The 19,091-nt window shown below is 61.1% G+C and carries 19 protein-coding genes and 1 tRNA gene; 7 read left to right on the forward strand and 13 right to left on the reverse strand.

Annotated features, from left to right (window positions below; translation table 11 throughout):
- Positions 1-104 precede the first annotated feature (104 nt).
- Genes D4A92_RS18790 through D4A92_RS18800 form a run of 3 tightly spaced genes read left to right on the forward strand, consistent with a single transcriptional unit; the run spans position 105 to position 1,845 of the window.
- On the forward strand, positions 105-890 hold the full coding sequence (locus D4A92_RS18790; RefSeq protein WP_203016513.1) for an adenosylcobinamide-GDP ribazoletransferase: 786 nt from the start codon (positions 105-107) through the stop codon (positions 888-890).
- Positions 891-925: 35 nt separating this feature from the next.
- Positions 926-1,147, forward strand: coding sequence for a DUF1289 domain-containing protein (locus D4A92_RS18795; protein WP_203016514.1), 222 nt, complete (start codon positions 926-928; stop codon positions 1,145-1,147).
- On the forward strand, positions 1,144-1,845 hold the full coding sequence (locus tag D4A92_RS18800; protein ID WP_203020040.1) for a TIGR02281 family clan AA aspartic protease: 702 nt from the start codon (positions 1,144-1,146) through the stop codon (positions 1,843-1,845). Before D4A92_RS18795 ends, D4A92_RS18800 begins: the two co-directional genes overlap by 4 nt.
- A gap of 9 nt (positions 1,846-1,854) precedes the next feature.
- Here D4A92_RS18800 and D4A92_RS18805 read toward each other — a convergent pair whose 3' ends face one another.
- From D4A92_RS18805 to D4A92_RS18840, 8 genes are all read right to left on the reverse strand, one after another.
- A complete protein-coding gene (locus tag D4A92_RS18805) occupies positions 1,855-2,616 on the reverse strand; it encodes an ABC transporter permease (protein WP_203016515.1) in 762 nt (253 codons plus the stop codon).
- A complete protein-coding gene (locus tag D4A92_RS18810; protein ID WP_203016516.1) occupies positions 2,613-3,539 on the reverse strand; it encodes an ABC transporter ATP-binding protein in 927 nt (308 codons plus the stop codon). Before D4A92_RS18810 ends, D4A92_RS18805 begins: the two co-directional genes overlap by 4 nt.
- A 78-nt stretch (positions 3,540-3,617) precedes the next feature.
- Complete coding sequence (locus tag D4A92_RS18815; RefSeq protein WP_432445036.1) at positions 3,618-4,832, reverse strand: diguanylate cyclase; 1,215 nt, start codon at positions 4,830-4,832, stop codon at positions 3,618-3,620.
- 193 nt (positions 4,833-5,025) lie between these two features.
- On the reverse strand, positions 5,026-5,850 hold the full coding sequence (locus tag D4A92_RS18820; RefSeq protein WP_203016517.1) for a response regulator: 825 nt from the start codon (positions 5,848-5,850) through the stop codon (positions 5,026-5,028).
- A gap of 151 nt (positions 5,851-6,001) precedes the next feature.
- Positions 6,002-6,274: a hypothetical protein gene (locus tag D4A92_RS18825; RefSeq protein ID WP_203016518.1), complete on the reverse strand. Its 273-nt coding sequence runs from the start codon at positions 6,272-6,274 to the stop codon at positions 6,002-6,004.
- A 110-nt stretch (positions 6,275-6,384) separates the two neighbouring features.
- Entirely contained in the window at positions 6,385-8,985 is a 2,601-nt protein-coding gene (locus D4A92_RS18830; RefSeq protein WP_203016520.1) for a mechanosensitive ion channel family protein, read from the reverse strand.
- A 121-nt stretch (positions 8,986-9,106) separates the two neighbouring features.
- Complete coding sequence (hutX, locus tag D4A92_RS18835; protein ID WP_203016522.1) at positions 9,107-9,625, reverse strand: heme utilization cystosolic carrier protein HutX; 519 nt, start codon at positions 9,623-9,625, stop codon at positions 9,107-9,109.
- A gap of 7 nt (positions 9,626-9,632) precedes the next feature.
- Positions 9,633-9,977, reverse strand: coding sequence for an antibiotic biosynthesis monooxygenase family protein (locus D4A92_RS18840; protein ID WP_054151069.1), 345 nt, complete (start codon positions 9,975-9,977; stop codon positions 9,633-9,635).
- A gap of 247 nt (positions 9,978-10,224) precedes the next feature.
- On the opposite strand from D4A92_RS18840, the gene D4A92_RS18845 reads away from it, so the two are divergent.
- The 3 genes from D4A92_RS18845 to D4A92_RS18855 are packed head-to-tail and all read left to right on the forward strand — an operon-like array spanning position 10,225 to position 12,985.
- Positions 10,225-11,103 (forward strand): heme/hemin ABC transporter substrate-binding protein, encoded by an 879-nt coding sequence (locus D4A92_RS18845; RefSeq protein ID WP_203016523.1) that lies wholly within the window; start codon positions 10,225-10,227, stop codon positions 11,101-11,103.
- Between the two features lie 20 nt (positions 11,104-11,123).
- On the forward strand, positions 11,124-12,194 hold the full coding sequence (locus D4A92_RS18850; RefSeq protein WP_425958102.1) for a FecCD family ABC transporter permease: 1,071 nt from the start codon (positions 11,124-11,126) through the stop codon (positions 12,192-12,194).
- Complete coding sequence (locus tag D4A92_RS18855) at positions 12,194-12,985, forward strand: heme ABC transporter ATP-binding protein (protein ID WP_203016525.1); 792 nt, start codon at positions 12,194-12,196, stop codon at positions 12,983-12,985. The genes D4A92_RS18850 and D4A92_RS18855 overlap by 1 nt, the downstream gene beginning before the upstream one ends.
- A gap of 319 nt (positions 12,986-13,304) precedes the next feature.
- Here D4A92_RS18855 and D4A92_RS18860 read toward each other — a convergent pair.
- From D4A92_RS18860 to D4A92_RS18880, 5 genes are all read right to left on the reverse strand, one after another.
- Positions 13,305-13,380: transfer RNA gene (locus D4A92_RS18860), tRNA-Lys, on the reverse strand.
- A gap of 149 nt (positions 13,381-13,529) precedes the next feature.
- Entirely contained in the window at positions 13,530-14,447 is a 918-nt protein-coding gene (locus tag D4A92_RS18865) for a PhzF family phenazine biosynthesis protein (RefSeq protein WP_203016526.1), read from the reverse strand.
- A 76-nt stretch (positions 14,448-14,523) separates the two neighbouring features.
- A complete protein-coding gene (locus D4A92_RS18870; RefSeq protein WP_203016527.1) occupies positions 14,524-15,261 on the reverse strand; it encodes an NUDIX hydrolase in 738 nt (245 codons plus the stop codon).
- The gene (locus D4A92_RS18875; RefSeq protein WP_203016528.1) at positions 15,258-16,367 is read right to left on the reverse strand and encodes an endonuclease/exonuclease/phosphatase family protein; all 1,110 of its coding nucleotides are present in this window, start codon (positions 16,365-16,367) and stop codon (positions 15,258-15,260) included. The genes D4A92_RS18870 and D4A92_RS18875 overlap by 4 nt, the downstream gene beginning before the upstream one ends.
- Before the next feature lie 108 nt (positions 16,368-16,475).
- Complete coding sequence (locus D4A92_RS18880) at positions 16,476-17,699, reverse strand: PLP-dependent aminotransferase family protein (protein WP_203016529.1); 1,224 nt, start codon at positions 17,697-17,699, stop codon at positions 16,476-16,478.
- A 201-nt stretch (positions 17,700-17,900) separates the two neighbouring features.
- Here D4A92_RS18880 and D4A92_RS18885 point away from each other — a divergent pair, with 201 nt between their 5' ends.
- Positions 17,901-19,088, forward strand: coding sequence for a GGDEF domain-containing protein (locus D4A92_RS18885; RefSeq protein ID WP_203016531.1), 1,188 nt, complete (start codon positions 17,901-17,903; stop codon positions 19,086-19,088).
- Positions 19,089-19,091 lie beyond the last annotated feature (3 nt).

Consider the following 19,091-nt stretch of genomic DNA (forward strand, 5'->3'; position numbering starts at 1 on the left):
TCTTCCAGCAAATCAGGCTTTGTGGCCTCTCTCATAGAGACCGGACCCGCGCTGCTCAACTCAAAAAAGCGACGCAGTCGGTCGAGGACAAACGGAAAGGACCCATGCAGGTCGTCGAGAACCTCGTCACGGAAACGGCGCGTGCCATTTCCTTCCTGAGCCGCCTGCCGGTCCCGGATCGCTTCTTTGCAGGCCATGACGGAAGCCTCAGCCGGACGGTCGCTGGATTCCCGTTGGCTGGCCTGATCATCGCGCTGCCCGCAGCCCTGACAACTGGCCTCCTGTCGGCCTCCGGTGTCGACCCGGTCCTTGTGGCACTCCTGGGTGTCGGGCTGCAGATCATGCTGACCGGCGCCTTGCACGAGGACGGCCTGTCAGACACGGCGGACGGATTGGGCGGCGGTCGCAGCCGCGAAAAGGTCCTGGCGATCATGAAGGACAGCCGCATCGGCACCTATGGTGCGCTGGCGCTGATCCTGTCGGTCGCGCTCCGCGTCGCGGCGCTCTCCATCCTCATCGGAACTCTGCCACCGCTCGCCACGGCTCTTGCATGGCTGGCAACGGCGATCCTCAGCCGAAGCCTGATGGTCTGGCACTGGTCTGCTCTGCCCTCGGCCAGGCCTGATGGTGTGGCCGGATCGGCCGGTGCCCCCGATCCGGAGGCGACGCGCATGGCCTTGGTTCTCGGTGGCGTATTGACGGCCGGCATCGGCCTCCTCGCTCTTCCGTTTCACGCGTGGTTTGCAGCCGGCCTGATAGCGGCCAGCACGGTGGCTGCTTTCACCCGACATTGCCGCAAGCGCATCGAGGGGCAGACCGGCGACACGATCGGCGCCAGTGAACAACTCTGCGAGATCGCCTTCCTCGTCACCCTTGCCATCATTCTCTGAGCACCCGATATAGGAGCGAAACCAAAGGGCTCGCGATGGAATCTCCCTGCATTCTCGTCTGTTCGATCGATGACAAGACCGGCTACTGTTTCGGCTGCGGCCGCACACGTGAAGAGATCGGCCTGTGGACGAGCTATAGCAGCATCGAGCGCCGCACGATCATGGCCGAACTGCCGGCACGGCTCGAAAATGTCGAGCGCAAGCCCCGCCGCGAGACCCGCCGCACCCGTCTGGTGCGTGAGCGCGAGGGCGGCTGATGCGGTTTGTTATCGGCATCGCCATCCTCGCCATCGGCCTCGTCATTCTCGTGATGAACCATGACAGCGGTCAAAGCTTCGGCTTGGACAACGAAGCCTTCGGCCGCCTTGTCGTGGCGCTGCCGATCCTCCTGATGATCTCGGCCGGCATTCTGGTCGGTCGGCGCAATCTGGTCCAGAGCCTGCGCCAGATGGCGATATGGGTGCTGATCGCTCTCGTGCTTGTCACCGGCTATCTCTATCGCGGCGATTTCCGCAGCGTTGGCGAGCGGGTCCTTGCAGGATTGATCCCGGGACGGGCCATTACGGTCACGACAGCCGATGGTTCCGCCGAAGTGATCCTGCACAAGGCGCTTGGCGGACATTTCGAGACCAGGGTCGAGATCGGAACCGTCTCCGTGCCCATGCTGATCGACACCGGCGCGAGCTCGATCGCGCTGCGTTACGAGGACGCGATGCGGATGGGTATCGATCCCGGCGAACTCAGCTTCACCCGCACGGTGCTTACCGCCAACGGTCGCGCATCGGCCGCCCCCCTGCGCATTCCCGAAATTCGGCTCGGCCCGATCGTGCGCAGAGGCGTGGATGCCGTAGTGCTCGAAGAAGGCCTGCTCGACCAGAGCCTTCTCGGCATGAGTTTCCTCTCGACGCTGAGTTCCATGCAGATGCAAACCGACGAACTCAGGCTGCGTGATTAACGGATCAGTTCAGGGTCGGAGTTTGTAGCCCGTCTTGAAGATCCAGGCGAGGAAACCGAGGCAGGCGGCGAGGAAGATGCCGATCATGCCGAGGCTGATGAGCGGATGCACGTCCGACACCTCGAAGAAGCTCCAGCGGAAGCCGCTCACCAGGTAGAGCACCGGATTGAGATGGCTGACCGCCTGCCAGAAGGGCGGCAGCATGTCGATCGAATAGAATGTGCCGCCCAGGAAGGTGAGCGGCGGGACGACCAGCGATGGCACAAGGCTCAACTGCTCGAAATTCTTCGCCAGGATGCCGATGATGAAACCAGCCAGGCTGAAGGTGATCGATGTCAGCACCATGAAGAACAGCATCAGCGCTGGATGAGCGACCTCCAGATCGACGAAGAACATGGCGGTCGCCAGGATGATCAGGCCAATCATCATGCCCTTCGTGGCGGCAGCGCCGACATAACCGATCAGGATTTCCGTCATCGCCACCGGCGCAGACAGGATCTCATAGATCGTGCCCGTGAACTTCGGGAAATAGATGCCCGCCGAACCATTCGAGACGCATTGGGTGATGAGCGCCAGCATGATCAGGCCAGGCGTGATGAAAGCACCATAGGAGACGCCGCCGATCTCTTCCATGCGCGAGCCAACGGCGGCGCCGAAGACGATAAAATAGAGTGCGGTCGATAGCACCGGCGAGATCACGCTCTGCAGCAGTGTGCGGCGCATCCGTGCCATCTCGTAGACATAGATGGACTTGATCGCTTCGATGTTCATGCAGCCTCTCCGATCAGCGAGACGAAGATGTCTTCCAGAGACGTCTGACGTGTGGAGACATCGCCAAACTTCAGGCCGGCGGCATCGATCGCCGCCAAAAGCCGTGCGATCTCCCCGTCTTCGCTTCCGAGTTCATAGTCGTAGACGAGTTCACGCCCGTCTTCGCCGAGTGCGAGCAAATAGCCGGCAAGCTCTGCCGGTATCGCCTGGATGGGTTCGGTGAGTGTGATCGTCATCTGCTTGCGCCCGAGCTTGCGCATCAGCGTATTCTTCTCTTCGACCAGCAGCAGCTTGCCACGGTTGATGACGCCGACACGATCCGCGATCCCCTGCGCTTCCTCGATGTAGTGGGTGGTGAGGATGATGGTCACGCCCGTCTTGCGCAGCCGTTCGACGAGCTGCCACATGTCCTTGCGCAGCGCCACATCGACGCCGGCTGTGGGCTCGTCGAGAAAGAGGATGCGCGGCTGGTGCGACAGCGCCTTGGCGATCAACACCCGCCGCTTCATGCCACCCGACAATTCGCGAAGCGCATTGTCGCGTTTCTCGTAGAGGCTGAGATCCCTAAGGATCTGGTCGATATAGGCGGGATCGGGCTTCTTGCCGTGCAGGCCCCGCGAGAAACTGACGGTGTTGAACACCGTCTCGAACATGTCGGTCGTCAGTTCCTGCGGCACCAGACCGATCTCGGCCCGGGTCTTGCGAAAGTCCTTGACCACGTCATGCCCCGACACGGTCACCTGACCCCCGGTGGGATTGGTCATGCCGCAGATGATCGAGATCAGCGTCGTCTTGCCAGCGCCATTGGGACCGAGAAGCGCGAGGATCTCGCCTTCTTCAATGTCGAAACTGACACTATCGAGCGCCTTGAAACCGTTGGAATAGGTCTTGGAGAGAGAATTGATGGAAATAATGGGAGCCATTTGACACTCCGGGCTGCGGAAGGTCGCACACATATAGGCACGTGCCAGCGGCACGACCAGAGCGCAATGGATTTCAGGTCAGGAAAGCATGGTCTCGGAATAGACACGGTTCCGGCCGTAGCTCTTCGCGAGGTAAAGCAACTGGTCGGCCGCTGCGAGATAGTTGCTGAAACTCTCCCGTCCGGCGATTTCCGCAAGCCCGATCGAGATGGTCACATTGATATCCTGGTCGTCGAGTGCCACCCGCAGGTTTTCGATCTCGCGCCGCAACGTCTCGCAGAGCGCTGATCCCTTTTCGACATCGAGGCCCAACATCAAGACGCTGAACTCCTCGCCACCGAGCCGGGCCAGAAGGTGTCCGCTGCCGTCGAGCCGGCGCGCGAGCTTGGCACCGACCGCCTGCAGAACCCGGTCGCCGATTTCATGACCATAGGTGTCGTTGAGCTTCTTGAAATGATCGATGTCGAGCATGGCGATACAGCACGGCTCGTCCCGCTCAAGCCGTCCTGCCACTTGCGCTGGTCCCTCATCGAAGAAGTAGCGACGATTGGGCAGGCCCGTGAGATAATCGCTGAAGGCGGCCACGCGGAGCTGCCGAAGCTGCGCAAGTGTTTCGATATTGTGCTGGATACGGCACTGCAGCTCCTCGATGACATAGGGACGATAGACGAAGTCGTTCGCCCCGGCCTTGAGGAAGCTTGCCGACAGTAGGCGGTCGGCGGACGAGGAAATGCCGATGATCCTGAGACGGTCGCTGTTGTGATCGCGACGGATCCGGCGTGTCAGTTCATAGCCGTCCATGTCGGGCATGTTGTAATCGGTGATCACGAGCTCGATATGCGGCTGGCGCGCGAGGATATCCATGGCCTGATATCCGGTGGCCGCCTCGTAGACCTGGAATTTCTGCACACGCAGGAGATCGGCCAGCATCGCCCGGGCTGAAGGCAGGTCGTCGACGACGAGCACGCCGACCTGTCGATTGCCAAGGAGGCGCAGGACGGACGAGACGACAAGATCGATCGCGCCTTCATTATTCTTGACGTGGTAATCGGCGACGCCCTTCTGCAGCAGACGCTCGCGAAGGTCACGATTGAAGTCGGCAGTGAACACGACCGCCGGAATTCCTTGAGCGATCACGGCATCAAGGATTTCGCCGTCCGATGCACCGGGCAGATTGAGATCGACAACGGCGACGTCGAACGTGTCGCCGGCGCGCATCACGTCGCGAAAGACGTCTGCCGAGGCGCATTGGGTCACCTGGCAGAAGAAGTCGTTTTCCAATCGGTGACGCATCACCTGGGAGACCGCGCGGGAATCCTCGATGATCAGGACTCGGCCCTGCTCCGCGCGTTTTGAACCCACGACAGCGGGCTTGGTGTCAAACTGCTCAGAAAAATACATAAAATATCCACCGAATTCCCGAGGTCGCTCAATAAGCGACCTCCTCCCTCGGCAGAACACTAGCGACCTTAATTATAAGTCGCACCTATTTTTTGCGGGCTTGCGCCGCTTTAATCTGAACAAGCGTGTCCAGGTTCTGATTCACGCGGCAGTAGAACTCTTCGTCGATAAACGGACGCAGCATGAAGTCGTTTCCGCCAACCTTCAGGAAGCGGGCCGACAGCAGTCGGTTGGTCGATGACGAGACGCCGATGATTCGCAGCTCATGCGACCCGCGCACTGAACGGATGCGTCGCGTCAGCTCGAAACCGTCGATATCGGGCATGTTGTAGTCGGTGACCACGAGGCCGATATCCGGATTGGCCTTCAGGATCTCGATCGCCTTGGCGCCACTCTCGGCAAGGCTGACGCGGAAATTGTAGCGGCGCAGGCGGCTGGACAGAAGGGCGCGTGCGGTCGGACTGTCGTCGACGATCAGCACGTGGTGACGGTGGTTGGTCAGAAAGCGATAGACCGACTCCGCCAACATTTCGACGGCGAAGACATTGTCCTTGAGGATGTAGTCGACAATGTCCTTGGCGAGCAGCTTTTCGCGCATCTCATCCTGGAACGTGCCCGTGAAGACCACGGTCGGGATGTTGCAGTCGATCAGGTATTCCAGCGCTTCGCCGTTTTCGGCGCCCGGCAGGTTGATGTTCGAGATCGCCAGAACCACCGGCTCCTGCGACAGCTCATTGGCCATCTGCAAGTCCTCGAACGTGCGGCATATCTCGATGTCGACACCCATCAGCTCCTTCAGGCGCTGACTGATCATCTGCGTGAAGACATTGGAGTCCTCACCGAGAACGATCCGAACATCGGGGAACGTCTCTCCCGAATACTGCATTCCAGAAATGCCGAGAACTGCCATGACCAGCCTTCACCGTCTTGTTTATTTGTAAGACATCTAACAAAGGCCGTTTGCGGAAGCGTTAACTCAGGCTCTTCGCCTGCATCAACAATCCCGCATAGTTAAGCATTCAAGAATATCCAAGTACTCCGGCGAGCAGTGCTGGAACCGGTCACTTGATGGTGGCGATACCATCCTTGATTTCGACGGTTTCTTCGCCGGTGAGCCCGATCCGGTCTCCGTTGGGCAGGGTGAGGAAACACCCGGATGCGCAGATCGTGTCGGAGCCCCCGGCATCGAGCGAAATCTCGGTTCGTGTACCCTCTTCAACCACGACGATAACCACGGCGGAGCTGCCGGTGTTCAGCACCGATGCCGCCAGTGTCGGCCCCGCCACCAAGCTACTAACCACCACGACAACCAACTGCGCATAGAACTGCTTCATGCCGATAGCGGAGCCAAAGGCTCCGTCCTCTCAACCGCGCCCGGTACACCTCCGACCGCTCCTGCCCCTCTTGTGCCCCATTTCGCCTGAATGGCTGCTGAATGCGGCGTTCATGGCAGGAGTTTGTCATCATCCGGCGCTGGAGACAATTCCTCTGCGAGTTCGGGACGATCGTCCGCCCGGGTCTTGCGCCGGACAAGAGCTTGCCGGTCATGCTCCTGGATATGCAGCATGACGTCCTGGTGCGGGTAAGGCATGACAATATCGCGGGCGCGGAAACGCCTGAGGATCTCGATACGGACTTCGTTACGCACCCGCAGACCGTTGGCAATGTCAGCGAGATGAAAGCGCAGTTCGAAATCGAGCGAGGATGCACCGAAACGAAGGAACTCCACATGCGGCTCGGGATTGCGCAGGACGTCGGACCGCTCGTTGACCACGGCCAGGAGCACGTCGATCACCTCCTGCGGATCCGCATCGTAGGCCACACTGACCGGCACTTCGGAGCGCTGCATGCGGTTGCGATGCGTCCAGTTGCCGAGCGGCGAGTTGATGAGCTCGGAATTCGGCACGATGATCGACTGCCGCCGGAAGGTCTCGATTTCGGTCGCGCGCACCGAGATCCGCTTGACGATGCCTTCATTGACCCCGGTTATCACGTGGTCGCCGACCTTGAAGGGCCGCTCGACCAGCAGGATCAGGCCGGAGACGAAGTTTGAGACGATGTTCTGCAGGCCAAAGCCGATACCGAGGGAGAGTGCACCGGCAACAAGCGCCAGGCTTGAGAGATCAATACCGGCTGCGGAAATGCCGATGATGCCGGCAATGCCGGTACCGAGATAACCCACACCGGTCTTCACCGAATTGCGCACGCCGCCGTCGATATGGCTGCGCGCCATGACATTGCCGTCCAGCCATTTCTGGAACCAGCGCGTCACGACTAGACCGGCAGCGAACAGCAGGATACCGCCGAGGATTCCGAAGATCGAGATGCGGATTGTGCCGACATTGATCTCGGTGAACAGGTTGAAGAGCCAGAGCTGCAGATCGCGCGGCTGGAAGCCCCAGGACATCAGGATGAGCGGAATGCCGGTCACCAGCGCAAAGGCGTAGATGATCAGACCGGCGCCGATGCCGCTCTGGTCGAGGCCAACGGCCGAGAGGCGGAATCGGCGTCCGATGAACTGGCCGACCCTTGTTTCCCCAAACTGATTGGGCGCGGAGATCGCCTTGCCGGTCAGGATACCGATATACATCGTTGCCAGAACCGCGCCCGTGAGCACGATCTGGGTCGCGAGGAAGCGCGCGAGCCCGACATAGCCGATGGCCGCCGCAAGGATCAGGACGGCACCGACAATCCGAAGCGTGATGGCCACCGCCCGTGGCCAGGGCCGTCCCCGGACTGCGGGATCGCCTGACTCGGCCAGCACCGGCCGCAGGAAGGACATGAAGAAGAGCAGCAGGCCGATGACCACGGAGGAGGCAAAGCTGCGCATCACGGTCAGCACGACCGGCGAGCTGTAGCTCTCGTTCATGACGGACACGACATAGTCGAGGCCGTTGACGAGCGCCATCAGGAAGATTGCGATGCTGAGGTCTCGTGCACCCTTGTTTGAAAGCTTGACCAGCCGCCAATGGGGCGCCGCCGGCGCAAGCACCGCTCTTGAAATCGCCATGACGAAAAAGACAAGACCGATCAAGGCAAAGACCGACGCGATGATCGGAGCGATGTCGGTTCTCAGCACATTGAACGTATCGAGCAGGAAATAGGTGGAAGCCAGAAAGAAGCTGAGTGCCAGGGACGGCAGGATCGTCGAGAAGAAGGCAACCGAGAAACGGCTGAGATAAGAGGGCGATTCGATGGACAGGTCACGCCTGTTGATCCGCCCGAACAGCCGGTACTCGACAAACAAGATCAGCGAAGCGAGCGCCATAGAGAGAAGCACCGCGATGGCCAGCGGCAAGGCCTTGAACTTGAAGACGAAGGTCAGCCAACTCAGGATGCTCCGTTGAACCCGCTCGACATCGGCCGAGAAGGACTGGAGCGCATCCTCAAGCACGCTACCATTGATGTCGGTATGCTCAAGCAGCCGGCTGGTGAAGAGCGCACGGCGTGTGTCAGAGATCCGGTCGGACAGTGTCTTAGCCTCGATCGACAGGTCTTCGGCCTGACCGGTGAGCGCATTCACTTCCGCCCGCGCGGCGTTGAGCCGCGACCTCTCCTCAGCGACGCTCGCGCTTTCGGCCGGCTGCCCCTCGGCGGGCGGCGCGCCCAATTCCGTCAACCGACCCTGAATGGCATCGATCCGCGGACGCAAATCGACGGTAATAGCCAGCGCCTCCCGCACCAGCGCGTCGGCCTTCACCTTCAGGTCTGCAAGGACGCCGTCTTCCTGCAGGTTTTTCTCGACCTGCTCGCGCAGGCCGGTCAGCCGTGTCCGAGCCTCTTCGACGCGCCGCTCGGCAGCGACGATCTGCTCATCGCGTTGTGGCGGCGGTGCGACCGGGGCGGCAGCCGGGGCCGCAGTCGGCGCCAATGTCTCCGGTTGCAGCTGCGGCCCCTCGGGCGCTTCGACCGGAGCCGGCTCAGTCACCGCCGGCGCAGCATCGGTGTTCTGTGCTTGGCCAACGCCTGGCGAAAGCAGGAAAGAAGACCCCGCCGCCAGAAGGCAGAGCGTGACAGCGAAATAAATCGAACGGAATCGGATCAAAACATGGTCCAGTGCGTGGATGAAAGCCGCAGGACAATAGATCCAGTTAAAGGCAAAAGAAAGAAGGGCTTAATGGAAGAACCCGCCGTCCCTGACAGTCCGGCGGGGAAGAGTTTATCCGTCAGGCGACGGTCTGTCGCAAAGCTTCGAAGCGGGCGACCTGATCTTCCAGGAGATTGCGCTCCTTGTCGCGACGGACGAAGACCTTGAACATGGCCTTTCCGTCAGCATTCATGAACCAGACGGAACAAGACCGGCGCCCATGGAAGCCGCGATCGACGAAAGCGATCGAGACACAACGTTCTTTGCGGATGTGACCGCCGATCGGACTGTCGCCATGGATGTTGAACCAGCCATGCCCTTCGCTGCCTTCGGGAAGACTGCCTTCGACCTCGAGCACGATGTCGTCAGTGTGGACGATCATCAGGATCTCGCCCCAGGAGGTTAGGTCCTTCCAGATCGGCTCCCACTTCTCGGAGGGCACCACCACGGCGGCCCCGTCCGGCAGGATGGCGAGCACTTCGGCAGGCGTCACCTCAGCCTTGGCGGCGATCTGTTCGATCACGCCGTCAGGCTTTTCGGCGAGCGCCGCCAGCGACCGCTCGCGTCTGTCACCGTTGCTTTGCGTCAACGTGTCCATCAGAGCCTCACGCGGCTTCGGAAGCCGAGCGCTTGCCCGAGCGGTCTTCATGAATGATGACGTCGAAGCCCTCGAAATGCGGGCCGGAGAGATACTGCACCTTGCTCTCGCCGGCACGTGCATGCGCGGCGCGGAACTGCTCAGACTTCGTCCAGGCGACGAAATGGCCATGGGTCTCCCAGACGGTATGCGAGGCATACAGCGTATGGTCTTCGGCCTTCGGACCCTTCAGCATGTGGAATTCGATGTAACCCGGCATTTCAGCAAGCCGGCCTTCGCGGGCCTTCCACTGGTTCTCAAAGGCTTCCTCGAAGCCCGGGACGACGCGAAAACGGTTCATGGCGATGTACATGGGTCTGCTTCCCTCTTTGCAAGACAAGATCTGATCGTCGCGGTAGGTCATGGGCTCGGCTGACGAGTTTACCCCGAAATCCGGACCACTGGAACAACCGCGATCTGTTGCCTTCCTATTTAAACTTGTGTAGCACAGTCAAGTTAAATGTCGGGAGCTTCCCGCACATGAGCACTCTCATCATCGGCGATCCAGAGCGGCATCGTGCCTGCCTCCGGGCGCCCGGATCATAGGTTCGAGCACATCCATGTTGTCCCTTCGCCCATCCCGCCGCAAGCTCCTCTCCGCCCTCGCCTTCGCCCTGTCCTTGCCGCTCGTTCTGCCACAGACGGCTGTGGCCAAGGATGCCCAGCGGATCGTCGCGATCGGCGGCACTGTGACGGAGATCATCTATGCGCTCGGCGAGGGTGACAGGGTGGTCGCCGTCGACACGACAAGCCTCTATCCGCCGGAAGCAACCGCAAAGCCTGACATCGGCTATGTCCGCCAGGTCTCGGCCGAAGGCGTCCTTTCCCAGAGACCCGATCTGATCATCGCGGAAGCCGGTGCCGGCCCGGTCGACTCGATCAATATCCTCAAGGCGAGCGGCCTCAGCTTCGTCAGCATCCCCTCGCCGCCCGAGACATCGGCGATCCCCGACAAGATCCGCGCTATCGGCCAAGCAATCGGCCGCGCCGAAAAGGCGGAGGCACTGGCGACATCGGTTGAAGCAAGCCTGAAGGCCATCGAAGACAAGGTGAAGGCCTCAACAGGCCCGAAGAAGAAGGTGCTGTTCGCTCTCTCCCTTGCCAATGGCCGCGTCATGGCGGCTGGCAGCGAAAGCTCCGCCGACGCGATGATCCGCCTTGCCGGCGGCGAAAACGCGGTCTCAACCATCTCTGGATACAAGCCGCTGACCGACGAAGCGGTGATCGCCGCAGCCCCCGACGTTATCCTGGTGATGAGCGGCGGCGCACAGCATCTGACGGCCGAAAAGGCCTTTGAGCTCCCTGCCCTTGCAGCAACCCCGGCCGGCGCGAACAAGGCCTTCCTCACCATGGACGGCCTCTATCTCCTCGGTCTCGGACCGCGTGCTGCCGACGCCGCCCGTGACCTGAACGCCATGCTCTATCCGGAAGGGCAGTAACCGTGAACACGCTGGCCCTGATGTCGACCCTCGGCAGACGTGACGGAGATCGCTCTGCTCTCGGGTTTATCGTTCTTGCCCTGCTGGCTGTGTTGCTTGCGATTGCCGTCTTCGTTTCGATCGTGATCGGTCCGACCGGCGTCGGCCTGCCGCATCTGGTCGCCTATCTGACCGGCGATCATGCGAGCATGGATCAGCAGAACCTGATTATCCTCGAAGCCGTGCGCCTTCCACGCACCGGCATGGGCCTCCTGATCGGCGCAGCACTGGGTGTCTCCGGCGCCATGATGCAGGGCCTCTTCCGCAATCCCCTGGCCGACCCCGGCATCGTCGGGGTCACCTCCGGGGCAGCACTTGCCGCCGTGATCGCCATCGTGCTCGGCCCCACCCTCCTCTTTCCGCTGCAGGTCGTCTTCGGCGAACAATTCCTGCCGCTGATGGCTTTCCTCGGTGGCCTCGGCAACACTTTCCTGCTCTACGTCATCGCCACCCGTAACGGCCAGACATCGACGACGGCCCTCATCCTCTCGGGGATTGCGATTGCTGCCATGACTGGGGCTGCCACCGGCCTCCTGATCTTCATCGCCGATGACCGGGCGCTGCGCGACATCACTTTCTGGTCTCTCGGCTCATTGAGCGGCGCGACGACGGACAAGATCATCGCCATCCTGCCCTTTGTTCTCTTCGTGCTGGCGATCATTCCCTTCGTCGCACGCGGATTGGACGCGCTGATCCTCGGCGACGCCGCAGCCTTCCACATGGGCGTGCCCGTGCAGCGGCTGAAGCGCATGACGATCCTCGCCGTGGCAGCCGCCTGCGGTGCCACGGTTGCGGCTGCTGGCTCGATTGGCTTCATCGGCATTGTCGTGCCGCATCTGCTGCGTCTCGCGATCGGACCGTCACATCGCTTCCTGCTGCCGGCTTCCGCGCTCGGCGGGGCAGCCTTGCTGCTTCTCGCTGATACGGTCGCCCGCACCATCGCCGCACCGGCAGAACTGCCGATCGGCATCATCACCGCGATCCTCGGCGCGCCCGTCTTCCTGATGCTTCTACTCGGCAAACAGGGCCGCCAGGCCATGGAGGGATTGTAATGATCCGCGCACACGACATCACGATCAGCCGCGGTGGACGCGTTCTCGTCGACAAGGTCAGCCTGCATCTGGAAGCGGGCAAGGTCACCGTGATCATCGGCCCCAACGGGGCGGGCAAGTCCACCCTCTTGAAGACCCTTTCGGGCGAGATGCGCCCCGACCACGGTGACATCCTATACCAGGACCGGCGTATCGCCTCGCTGAGCCCCGTGGAACTCGCGCGAGAGCGGGCAGTGCTGCCGCAATCCACCGCCCTCTCCTTCCCCTTCACGGCGCTTGAGGTGGTGCGCATGGGCGCCGTTGCGCACGGCAGCCGCGATCCTAATGTTGCGGGCCGCCAGGCGCTTATCCGTGTAGGGCTGGGTGGCTTCGAGGGGCGCAGCTACAACGCGCTATCAGGTGGCGAGCAACAGCGCGTGCAGCTGGCCCGCGTCCTGGCACAGATGCCCGATCCTGTTCTTGATGGTCGTCCACGCGCGATCTTCCTCGACGAGCCGACGGCAAGCCTGGATATCGGTCACCAGATCTCGGTTCTTGAGCTCGCCCGTGACTTTGCCCGACGCGGCGGTGTCGTCCTGGCCATCCTGCACGACCTCAACCTCGCCGCTGAATTCGCCGATCACCTGGCCGTCCTCCACCACGGCAAACTGATCCGTGAAGGTCATCCCAAGGAAACGATCGACGACGAGACGATTGCCCATGTCTACGGCATTGCCGGCAGCGTCGGACGGCTGCCAAGTGCTGCGATCCCTTATGTTCTGCCCCAGGCCCGGTTCAGCGCGACACGCTGAGCCGGCTACCTTAGTTGTCCACAGTTATCCACAGGGCAAGACCGACGAACGCGCACAAAAATCCGCAACAAACCCGGAACATGAGCGACGGCACTGGAGAACGTATGACGAACATCGGCGCCCAGAGCGAAAGATGTCCGCCCATTTCTTTCCGCGACATTTTGATAGCCGGCTAAACTGATGTGTGCCTAGGCCAAGAACGGCTTGCCGAACGACCAATCGGCTCTGTTATCGCCATCCAGCCACGCCCTGAGGACACAACAAACCCGATGCGCGCAGAACTCCGCCGAAGGACCACATATTGTTTTGAAGAATAAAATGGTGGGTGATGTAGGGCTCGAACCTACGACCCGCTGATTAAGAGTCAGCTGCTCTACCAACTGAGCTAATCACCCGCCTGACACCGTTTCCGGTCTCGTCCGCCCCGTTTCTGGTGGCGTGACCGGGCGTATAAACAGGATCTGCGACCTTGTCTAGCGCCGCTGCAAAAATTCTTGGCCCTTTGGTCAAAAAAATTTCAAAAACCGGGAAATATCCAATCTTTTCAAAGGTCGAGCATTCCGACTGCCAATCGGACGGCCTGGCCACCGATCCGCGCCCGCGAGACCGCACCGTCCTTCACATCGATATGCAGGTGAATGTAGGAAGGCCGTCCCATCTCCACTCCCTGCTCGATCATCATCGGGTGATGACCGTCCGGCAGCGCGTCAAAATGATGGATGGCGCCTGAAAGCGCGGCCACCGCAGACCCTGTCGCCGGATCCTCATGAATGCCCATATCGGGCGAAAACATCCGCGCATGGAATTTTGCGGCATGATGCACCCCGCCGCGACAATAGATGTAGGCTGACGTCAGCCGTCCCTCGCTCATCGGCGCCACGCGTTCCCACAGTTGCGGCTCAAATTCGACGCTCTCGATCGTCGCAAGATCGTGCAGAGGCACGAGAAGAAACGGGACGCCGGCACTCCACACCATCGGCACATGGTTTTCAAACCCAATGGCGCTGGCCTTGACCGACAACGCATCGGCAAGCCCTTGCCGATCCAGTTGCAACTCATGGCGGCTCGAGAGGCGCGGCAGGTCGAATTCGGCGAAACTTGCCTCACCCGGCCTGACCCGGACCGCACAGCGCACCGGACCGATGGTCTCCTCCAGCACGGAGACGAGATCCATGTTGGCGGTCTCGCCGCTATAGGCGCGCTCTGCCAGCGCAATCGCGGTACCCACCGTCGGGTGCCCTGCAAAGGGCAGTTCTCGGCCAGGGGTAAAGATCCGGATCCGGGCGGTGTGCGATGCGTGATCAGCGGGCTGGACGAAAACGGTCTCCGAGAGGTTCATCTCTCCGGCAATCGTTTGCATCATCTCGTCGGACAGGCCGGCACCATCGAAGATGACAGCGAGCGGATTTCCCGCCAGTTTGCGGTCGGTGAACACGTCATAGATGGCATACTGTCTCGCCACGGGCCTATCTCCGTTGAAGGTCACGCTCGCGGCACACACTGCCCGAGGCGAAACGGCAAGGCAAGCCGAGCACAGATCATCCTCGATCCTGAAAATACCAGCCGAGTATCGGCAGCATCGCGGCCCCGTAACGCTGCGCTGTTGGATCACCAGAGCGGATCACGACGGCCCGGGAGATTTCCGGCTCCGGACAATCGCGGGCAAAGGCGTCGATCCGATCGGCAAGAGCCTGCGCCGTCTCCGAAAAGGTGAAGACGCGTGCCAAGGTCAGGCGTCGGGACCGATAGCTGGCGTATAGCACCGGATCTGCACGGGTCAGATCGAGATCGAGCCCGGTTTCCTCCATGACCTCGCGCCGCATATTGCCCTCGATATCGCACACCCCGTCCACGACATCGGACAAATCGAGCGACCCCGCGGCAAAATAGACCTGTCCGGGATTGGCGGTATGCGGCGCCATCTCGACCGCGACCAGCGCCCCGTCGGAGGAGACGAGCACGGGATAGCCGAACAGGTGGCAGGCACCGGCAAACTCCGCCTGCCGTCGCCACCAGAGAAAGGTCGCGAAGTTCGAGACATGGCCGAGCGCCTCGAGATGACCATCGCGGTATCGGATCTGGCGCTGCAGGATCATCCGGCCGTTGAAGAGGGCCGGGTTGGCCGCCACCTCACGCTCCCAGTTTTCAAAGATCGCCGCATTTTGCGTGAGGTCCAGAGGATGCGGATCTGGCGACACCCGCAGCACCAGCGAGCGAACCGGATGCAGGCTGCCATCGGCCGGCAGGCCTACCTCGTCAGTCAAGAGATCGCTCATGGCAGATGCAGGGTAATCGCGATCGGGCAATGGTCGGACGCCTTGGGCCTGTCCCAGCCTATGCGCGGATAGCGCTCGACGTCCTGCCCCGGCGGAAAGGGCGTGCGGAAAGGCTGACCGTTGCGGATCACCTCCGGAACTGCCATCGGATTGGCCTGAGCCAGGCCCCTCGACAGCCAGATATAGTCGAGCTGACACAAATGCTGCTCTTCGGGGCCACGCGCGTGATAGAGCGTCCAGCGATCAAGCGCATCCCGTCTCAGCATCGGGTTTTCCGCAAAAGCGTCATGCGAGAACACATCGAGCGCACTCGGCAGATCCGGCCGATGCACATATTCATATCCAGAGCGGCGATCTCCGATGACATCGACGCGCTCCTGGTAGTCATTCATGTCGCCGCAGATCACGAAGTTTCGCCGCGACGCATTATCCGGGCCGAACCTATTCTCGATGATGTGTCGCACAGCCTTCGCCTCGGCTTCGCGGATCGGCATGGTCGAGGTGCGCCCGTCCGTGCCGTCCCGGCCATTGGTCATCGACTTGAAATGCACGACATAGACCGTCAGCGGACGACCTCCGACGCGCAGATCGAGTTCGAGACAGTCACGCTTGAAGATCCGGTCGTCCGGCCGGATCCGCTCCCCGAGGCCCGGATGATAGAGGCCGAGGTCGTGATAGGTGAGTGCGGCATGACTGGTGACGTCGCGTAACTCGATCGGCTGGCCGTCACGGGTTTCTTCCCGCATCAGCACGGCAACATCGATGCCGCGGCTGTCATTGCCCTCGACCAGATATTTCTGCCGATAGCCCGAGCCGATCATGCGGAAGAGATAACCGTATTCGAAGGCCTTCAACGCTTCCATGTTGTCGACCTCCTGCAGGCACAGGATGTCGGCATTGGTGTCGGCGATCGCCAGCGCCGAGAGCTGCCGGGTGTCGTCGGTGGAAGAGACGATCCGGGCGGCCTCGAGCCGCTGATAGTCGGCTTCCGACTTGATCTCGAACAGCTTCAGCACGCGGTCCGATTTCAACTGGTTGCGATAGCCGGTGAAATCGAAACGGGCGATCAGGTTCTCGATATTGAAGGTCGCAATGCGAATGGACATGAGCACCCGGGAATGAGGAGCGGCGCGGGAGGCGGATCATGCGCAGTCAATCACGCCCTCTCCGCCGCCGCAACCCAAAGCGAGGCTGACGACCGCAGCTCACCCACGTCAGGCCGCGCGTGCCAGCGCATGTCCGACGAGCCGGCCGAGACGCCGAATGCCCTCCTCGATCATCGCTTCATTCGCACATGAATAGGAGAGCCGGATCGTATTGGCACCCGAACGATCGGCGAAGAAGGCCTGTCCCGGCACGAAAGCCACCTTTTCCGTCTCGACCGATCGCGCCAGCAATTCTGCGCCGTCCATGCCCTCCGGTAGCGTAACCCAGACGAACATCCCGCCCTCCGGCCGCGTCCATTCGGTACCTTCAGGCATGTATTTTTCGAGCGCTGCCAGCATGGCATCGCGGCGGGCGACGTAAGCTGTCCGTATCTTCGCAATCTCTGCCGGAAAGTGCTTTGCGGCCACCTCGGCCACGACCATTTGGTTGATCGTCGAGGAATGCAGATCCGCGGCCTGCTTCATCAGCACCAGTTTGCGGATGACCGGCTTGGCAGCAACGACATAACCAACGCGCAGACCGGGTGCCAGCGTCTTGGAAAAGCTGCCGCAATAGATGGTCCGGCCGGCGTCGATGCCGCCGCTGCGGGCAATGTCGAGCGCAAGGATGGGCGGAATAGCCTCCCCGGCATAGCGCAGATGCTGATAGGCCGCGTCTTCGATCACCGGAATATCGAGCTCGTCGGCCAAGGCCAGGATCTGGTGCCGCTCCTCAAGGCTAACCGTCTGACCCGTCGGATTGGCGAAATCGGTGGAGAGATAGGCAAACTTCACGGCACTCCCCTGCGCCTCAGCCTCGGCCCTGTAGCTCTCGGGCGTCCGGTTACCGATCGACAGCTGGTCATAGGCAGGCTCATAGGCATTGAAGGCCTGCAACGCGCCGAGATAGGTTGGCCAGGTCACAAGCGCCGTGTCGCCGGGCGACAGAAACAGCTTCCCGAGATAGTCGAGTGCCTGTTGCGAGCCTGACGTGATGAAGATGTTGTCGAGCTCGCAGGCAATGCCCAATCGCCCCATTTCGTCCCGCAGCCATGCGCGCAGGGGCAGATACCCTTCCGAGACTGAATACTGCAGCGCGCCGCCGGCCTTGCCATCGGCAAACAGGCCGGCATAAGCCTCGGCAAACTCCTTTTCGGGAAACAGCGCCGGATCAGGAATACCGCCCGCAAACGAGATGATATCAGGTTTGTCGAGGAGCTTCAGGAGCTCTCGAATTTCAGACGCGCGCATGCGCGACGACCGCGTGGCAAAGACATGATCCCAGTTCAGCATCGGCGTTTCCTCAAGTCTTGTTGTTATCTGAGGCAGCAGACCATGAAAATCTCGATAGGTCAACAATACTGACCTATCGAGGTGAACTCGTGCGCTTTACCGTTTGGCAACCATGTTTCTGCTGTTTCTTCAGGCAAGCCTAAAACGCGAGATGATTCGCTCTATAGTCTCGGTAACAGTGAAAGGACCCACCACTTGCCGGTGCAAAAGCTTACCCTGCCGATGGTCGGCATCGACAATGAAGCGGATCCGCCCTCGGAGCATCTGAGCACTCTCTTCCATATCTTCCCCCACATCGTCGCAGCCATCGCGATCCTGTCGGCCGCCATCCTCCCCTATATGGAGGGTCGGACGTTGGAGGTCTCCATTGTCGCTGCTATCCTGTCGCTGCAAGTGGCCATGCGGGGCATTGCAGACTTCCGTTTTAGGCGACGCAGGTCATCCGACACGGCGCAGAAATGGCTGAAGCGCTTCACGCTCGTCTCTGTTTTGTCAGGGGTCGCCTGGGGGGCTTCGCTTGCCATTCTTTATAGCGGCGGCACTCCGGACACGCAGGTGGTCATCCTCGCCATCGGTTGCGGTATCCTCCAATCGAGCGCGGCGCGCGCCTATATGGCGCCCCGCTCTACCATGCTCGTCATGTTGGTGATGATCGCCTCGGTCAACTTGGTCGCGGTCCGCGAGGGCAACTGGATCATGGTTCCGATCTGCCTCGCCTATGTCGGCTTTCTCGCGAGCTACATGATCCGACTGATCGCCATGGACGAGAGACGCCTGGAGGCGGAGAGGAAGACCCGAACGCTGGTGGCGGCCCTGGCCGAAAGCAACGAGAAACTCACTGATGCCAACGAGCAATTGCGCCGTCATGCCGAGACCGACGCGCTGACGGGCCTTGGCAACAGGCGTGGTTTTGACGCGCAGTTGAGCCATCGTCTCGGTCGATACCGCAATGACCGCGAACCTCTGGCGCTGCTCCTGATCGACATCGACCACTTCAAGCTTTTCAACGACACCCATGGCCACCAGGCCGGGGATGCTGCGCTCCAGGTAGTGGCGGAAGTGATCGCTGCAAGCATGCGGGACATCGACGGCACGGCTGCACGCTATGGCGGAGAAGAATTCGCCGTAGTCCTGCAGGGCAATCGTGCCCTGCAGCCGGCTGTCTTCGCCGAAGACCTGCGCAAAGGCGTCGCTTCCCTGTTCCTGCCGACGGCCGATGGTGGATCAGCGGACCTGACTGTCAGCATCGGCGTGGCAACCGCTGGCCCTGAAGACGATGAGCGCAGCCTGATCGCCCTTGCTGATCGCAGGCTCTACGATGCCAAGGCCTGCGGCAGGAACAGGGTCTGCGACACCGACCATGAGGAAAGGCTCGTCGGCTCCGCCTGAGCA

This window comes from Rhizobium rosettiformans, from assembly GCF_016806065.1.
Taxonomy (GTDB): Bacteria; Pseudomonadota; Alphaproteobacteria; order Rhizobiales; family Rhizobiaceae; genus Allorhizobium.

What these genes read in the sequence shown, in the direction of transcription:
- D4A92_RS18880 (WP_203016529.1), bottom strand. Translation starts at nt 17,699, where the DNA reads ATGCTGAACTGGGATCATGTCTTTGCCACGCGGTCGTCGCGCATGCGC.
- D4A92_RS18840 (WP_054151069.1), bottom strand. Translation starts at nt 9,977, where the DNA reads ATGTACATCGCCATGAACCGTTTTCGCGTCGTCCCGGGCTTCGAGGAA.
- D4A92_RS18870 (WP_203016527.1), bottom strand. Translation starts at nt 15,261, where the DNA reads ATGAGCGATCTCTTGACTGACGAGGTAGGCCTGCCGGCCGATGGCAGC.
- D4A92_RS18820 (WP_203016517.1), bottom strand. Translation starts at nt 5,850, where the DNA reads ATGGCAGTTCTCGGCATTTCTGGAATGCAGTATTCGGGAGAGACGTTC.
- D4A92_RS18795 (WP_203016514.1), top strand. Translation starts at nt 926, where the DNA reads ATGGAATCTCCCTGCATTCTCGTCTGTTCGATCGATGACAAGACCGGC.
- D4A92_RS18855 (WP_203016525.1), top strand. Translation starts at nt 12,194, where the DNA reads ATGATCCGCGCACACGACATCACGATCAGCCGCGGTGGACGCGTTCTC.
- D4A92_RS18805 (WP_203016515.1), bottom strand. Translation starts at nt 2,616, where the DNA reads ATGAACATCGAAGCGATCAAGTCCATCTATGTCTACGAGATGGCACGG.
- D4A92_RS18825 (WP_203016518.1), bottom strand. Translation starts at nt 6,274, where the DNA reads ATGAAGCAGTTCTATGCGCAGTTGGTTGTCGTGGTGGTTAGTAGCTTG.
- D4A92_RS18810 (WP_203016516.1), bottom strand. Translation starts at nt 3,539, where the DNA reads ATGGCTCCCATTATTTCCATCAATTCTCTCTCCAAGACCTATTCCAAC.
- D4A92_RS18815 (WP_432445036.1), bottom strand. Translation starts at nt 4,832, where the DNA reads ATGCGTCACCGATTGGAAAACGACTTCTTCTGCCAGGTGACCCAATGC.
- D4A92_RS18790 (WP_203016513.1), top strand. Translation starts at nt 105, where the DNA reads ATGCAGGTCGTCGAGAACCTCGTCACGGAAACGGCGCGTGCCATTTCC.
- D4A92_RS18875 (WP_203016528.1), bottom strand. Translation starts at nt 16,367, where the DNA reads ATGTCCATTCGCATTGCGACCTTCAATATCGAGAACCTGATCGCCCGT.
- D4A92_RS18845 (WP_203016523.1), top strand. Translation starts at nt 10,225, where the DNA reads ATGTTGTCCCTTCGCCCATCCCGCCGCAAGCTCCTCTCCGCCCTCGCC.
- D4A92_RS18850 (WP_425958102.1), top strand. Translation starts at nt 11,124, where the DNA reads ATGTCGACCCTCGGCAGACGTGACGGAGATCGCTCTGCTCTCGGGTTT.
- hutX (WP_203016522.1), bottom strand. Translation starts at nt 9,625, where the DNA reads ATGGACACGTTGACGCAAAGCAACGGTGACAGACGCGAGCGGTCGCTG.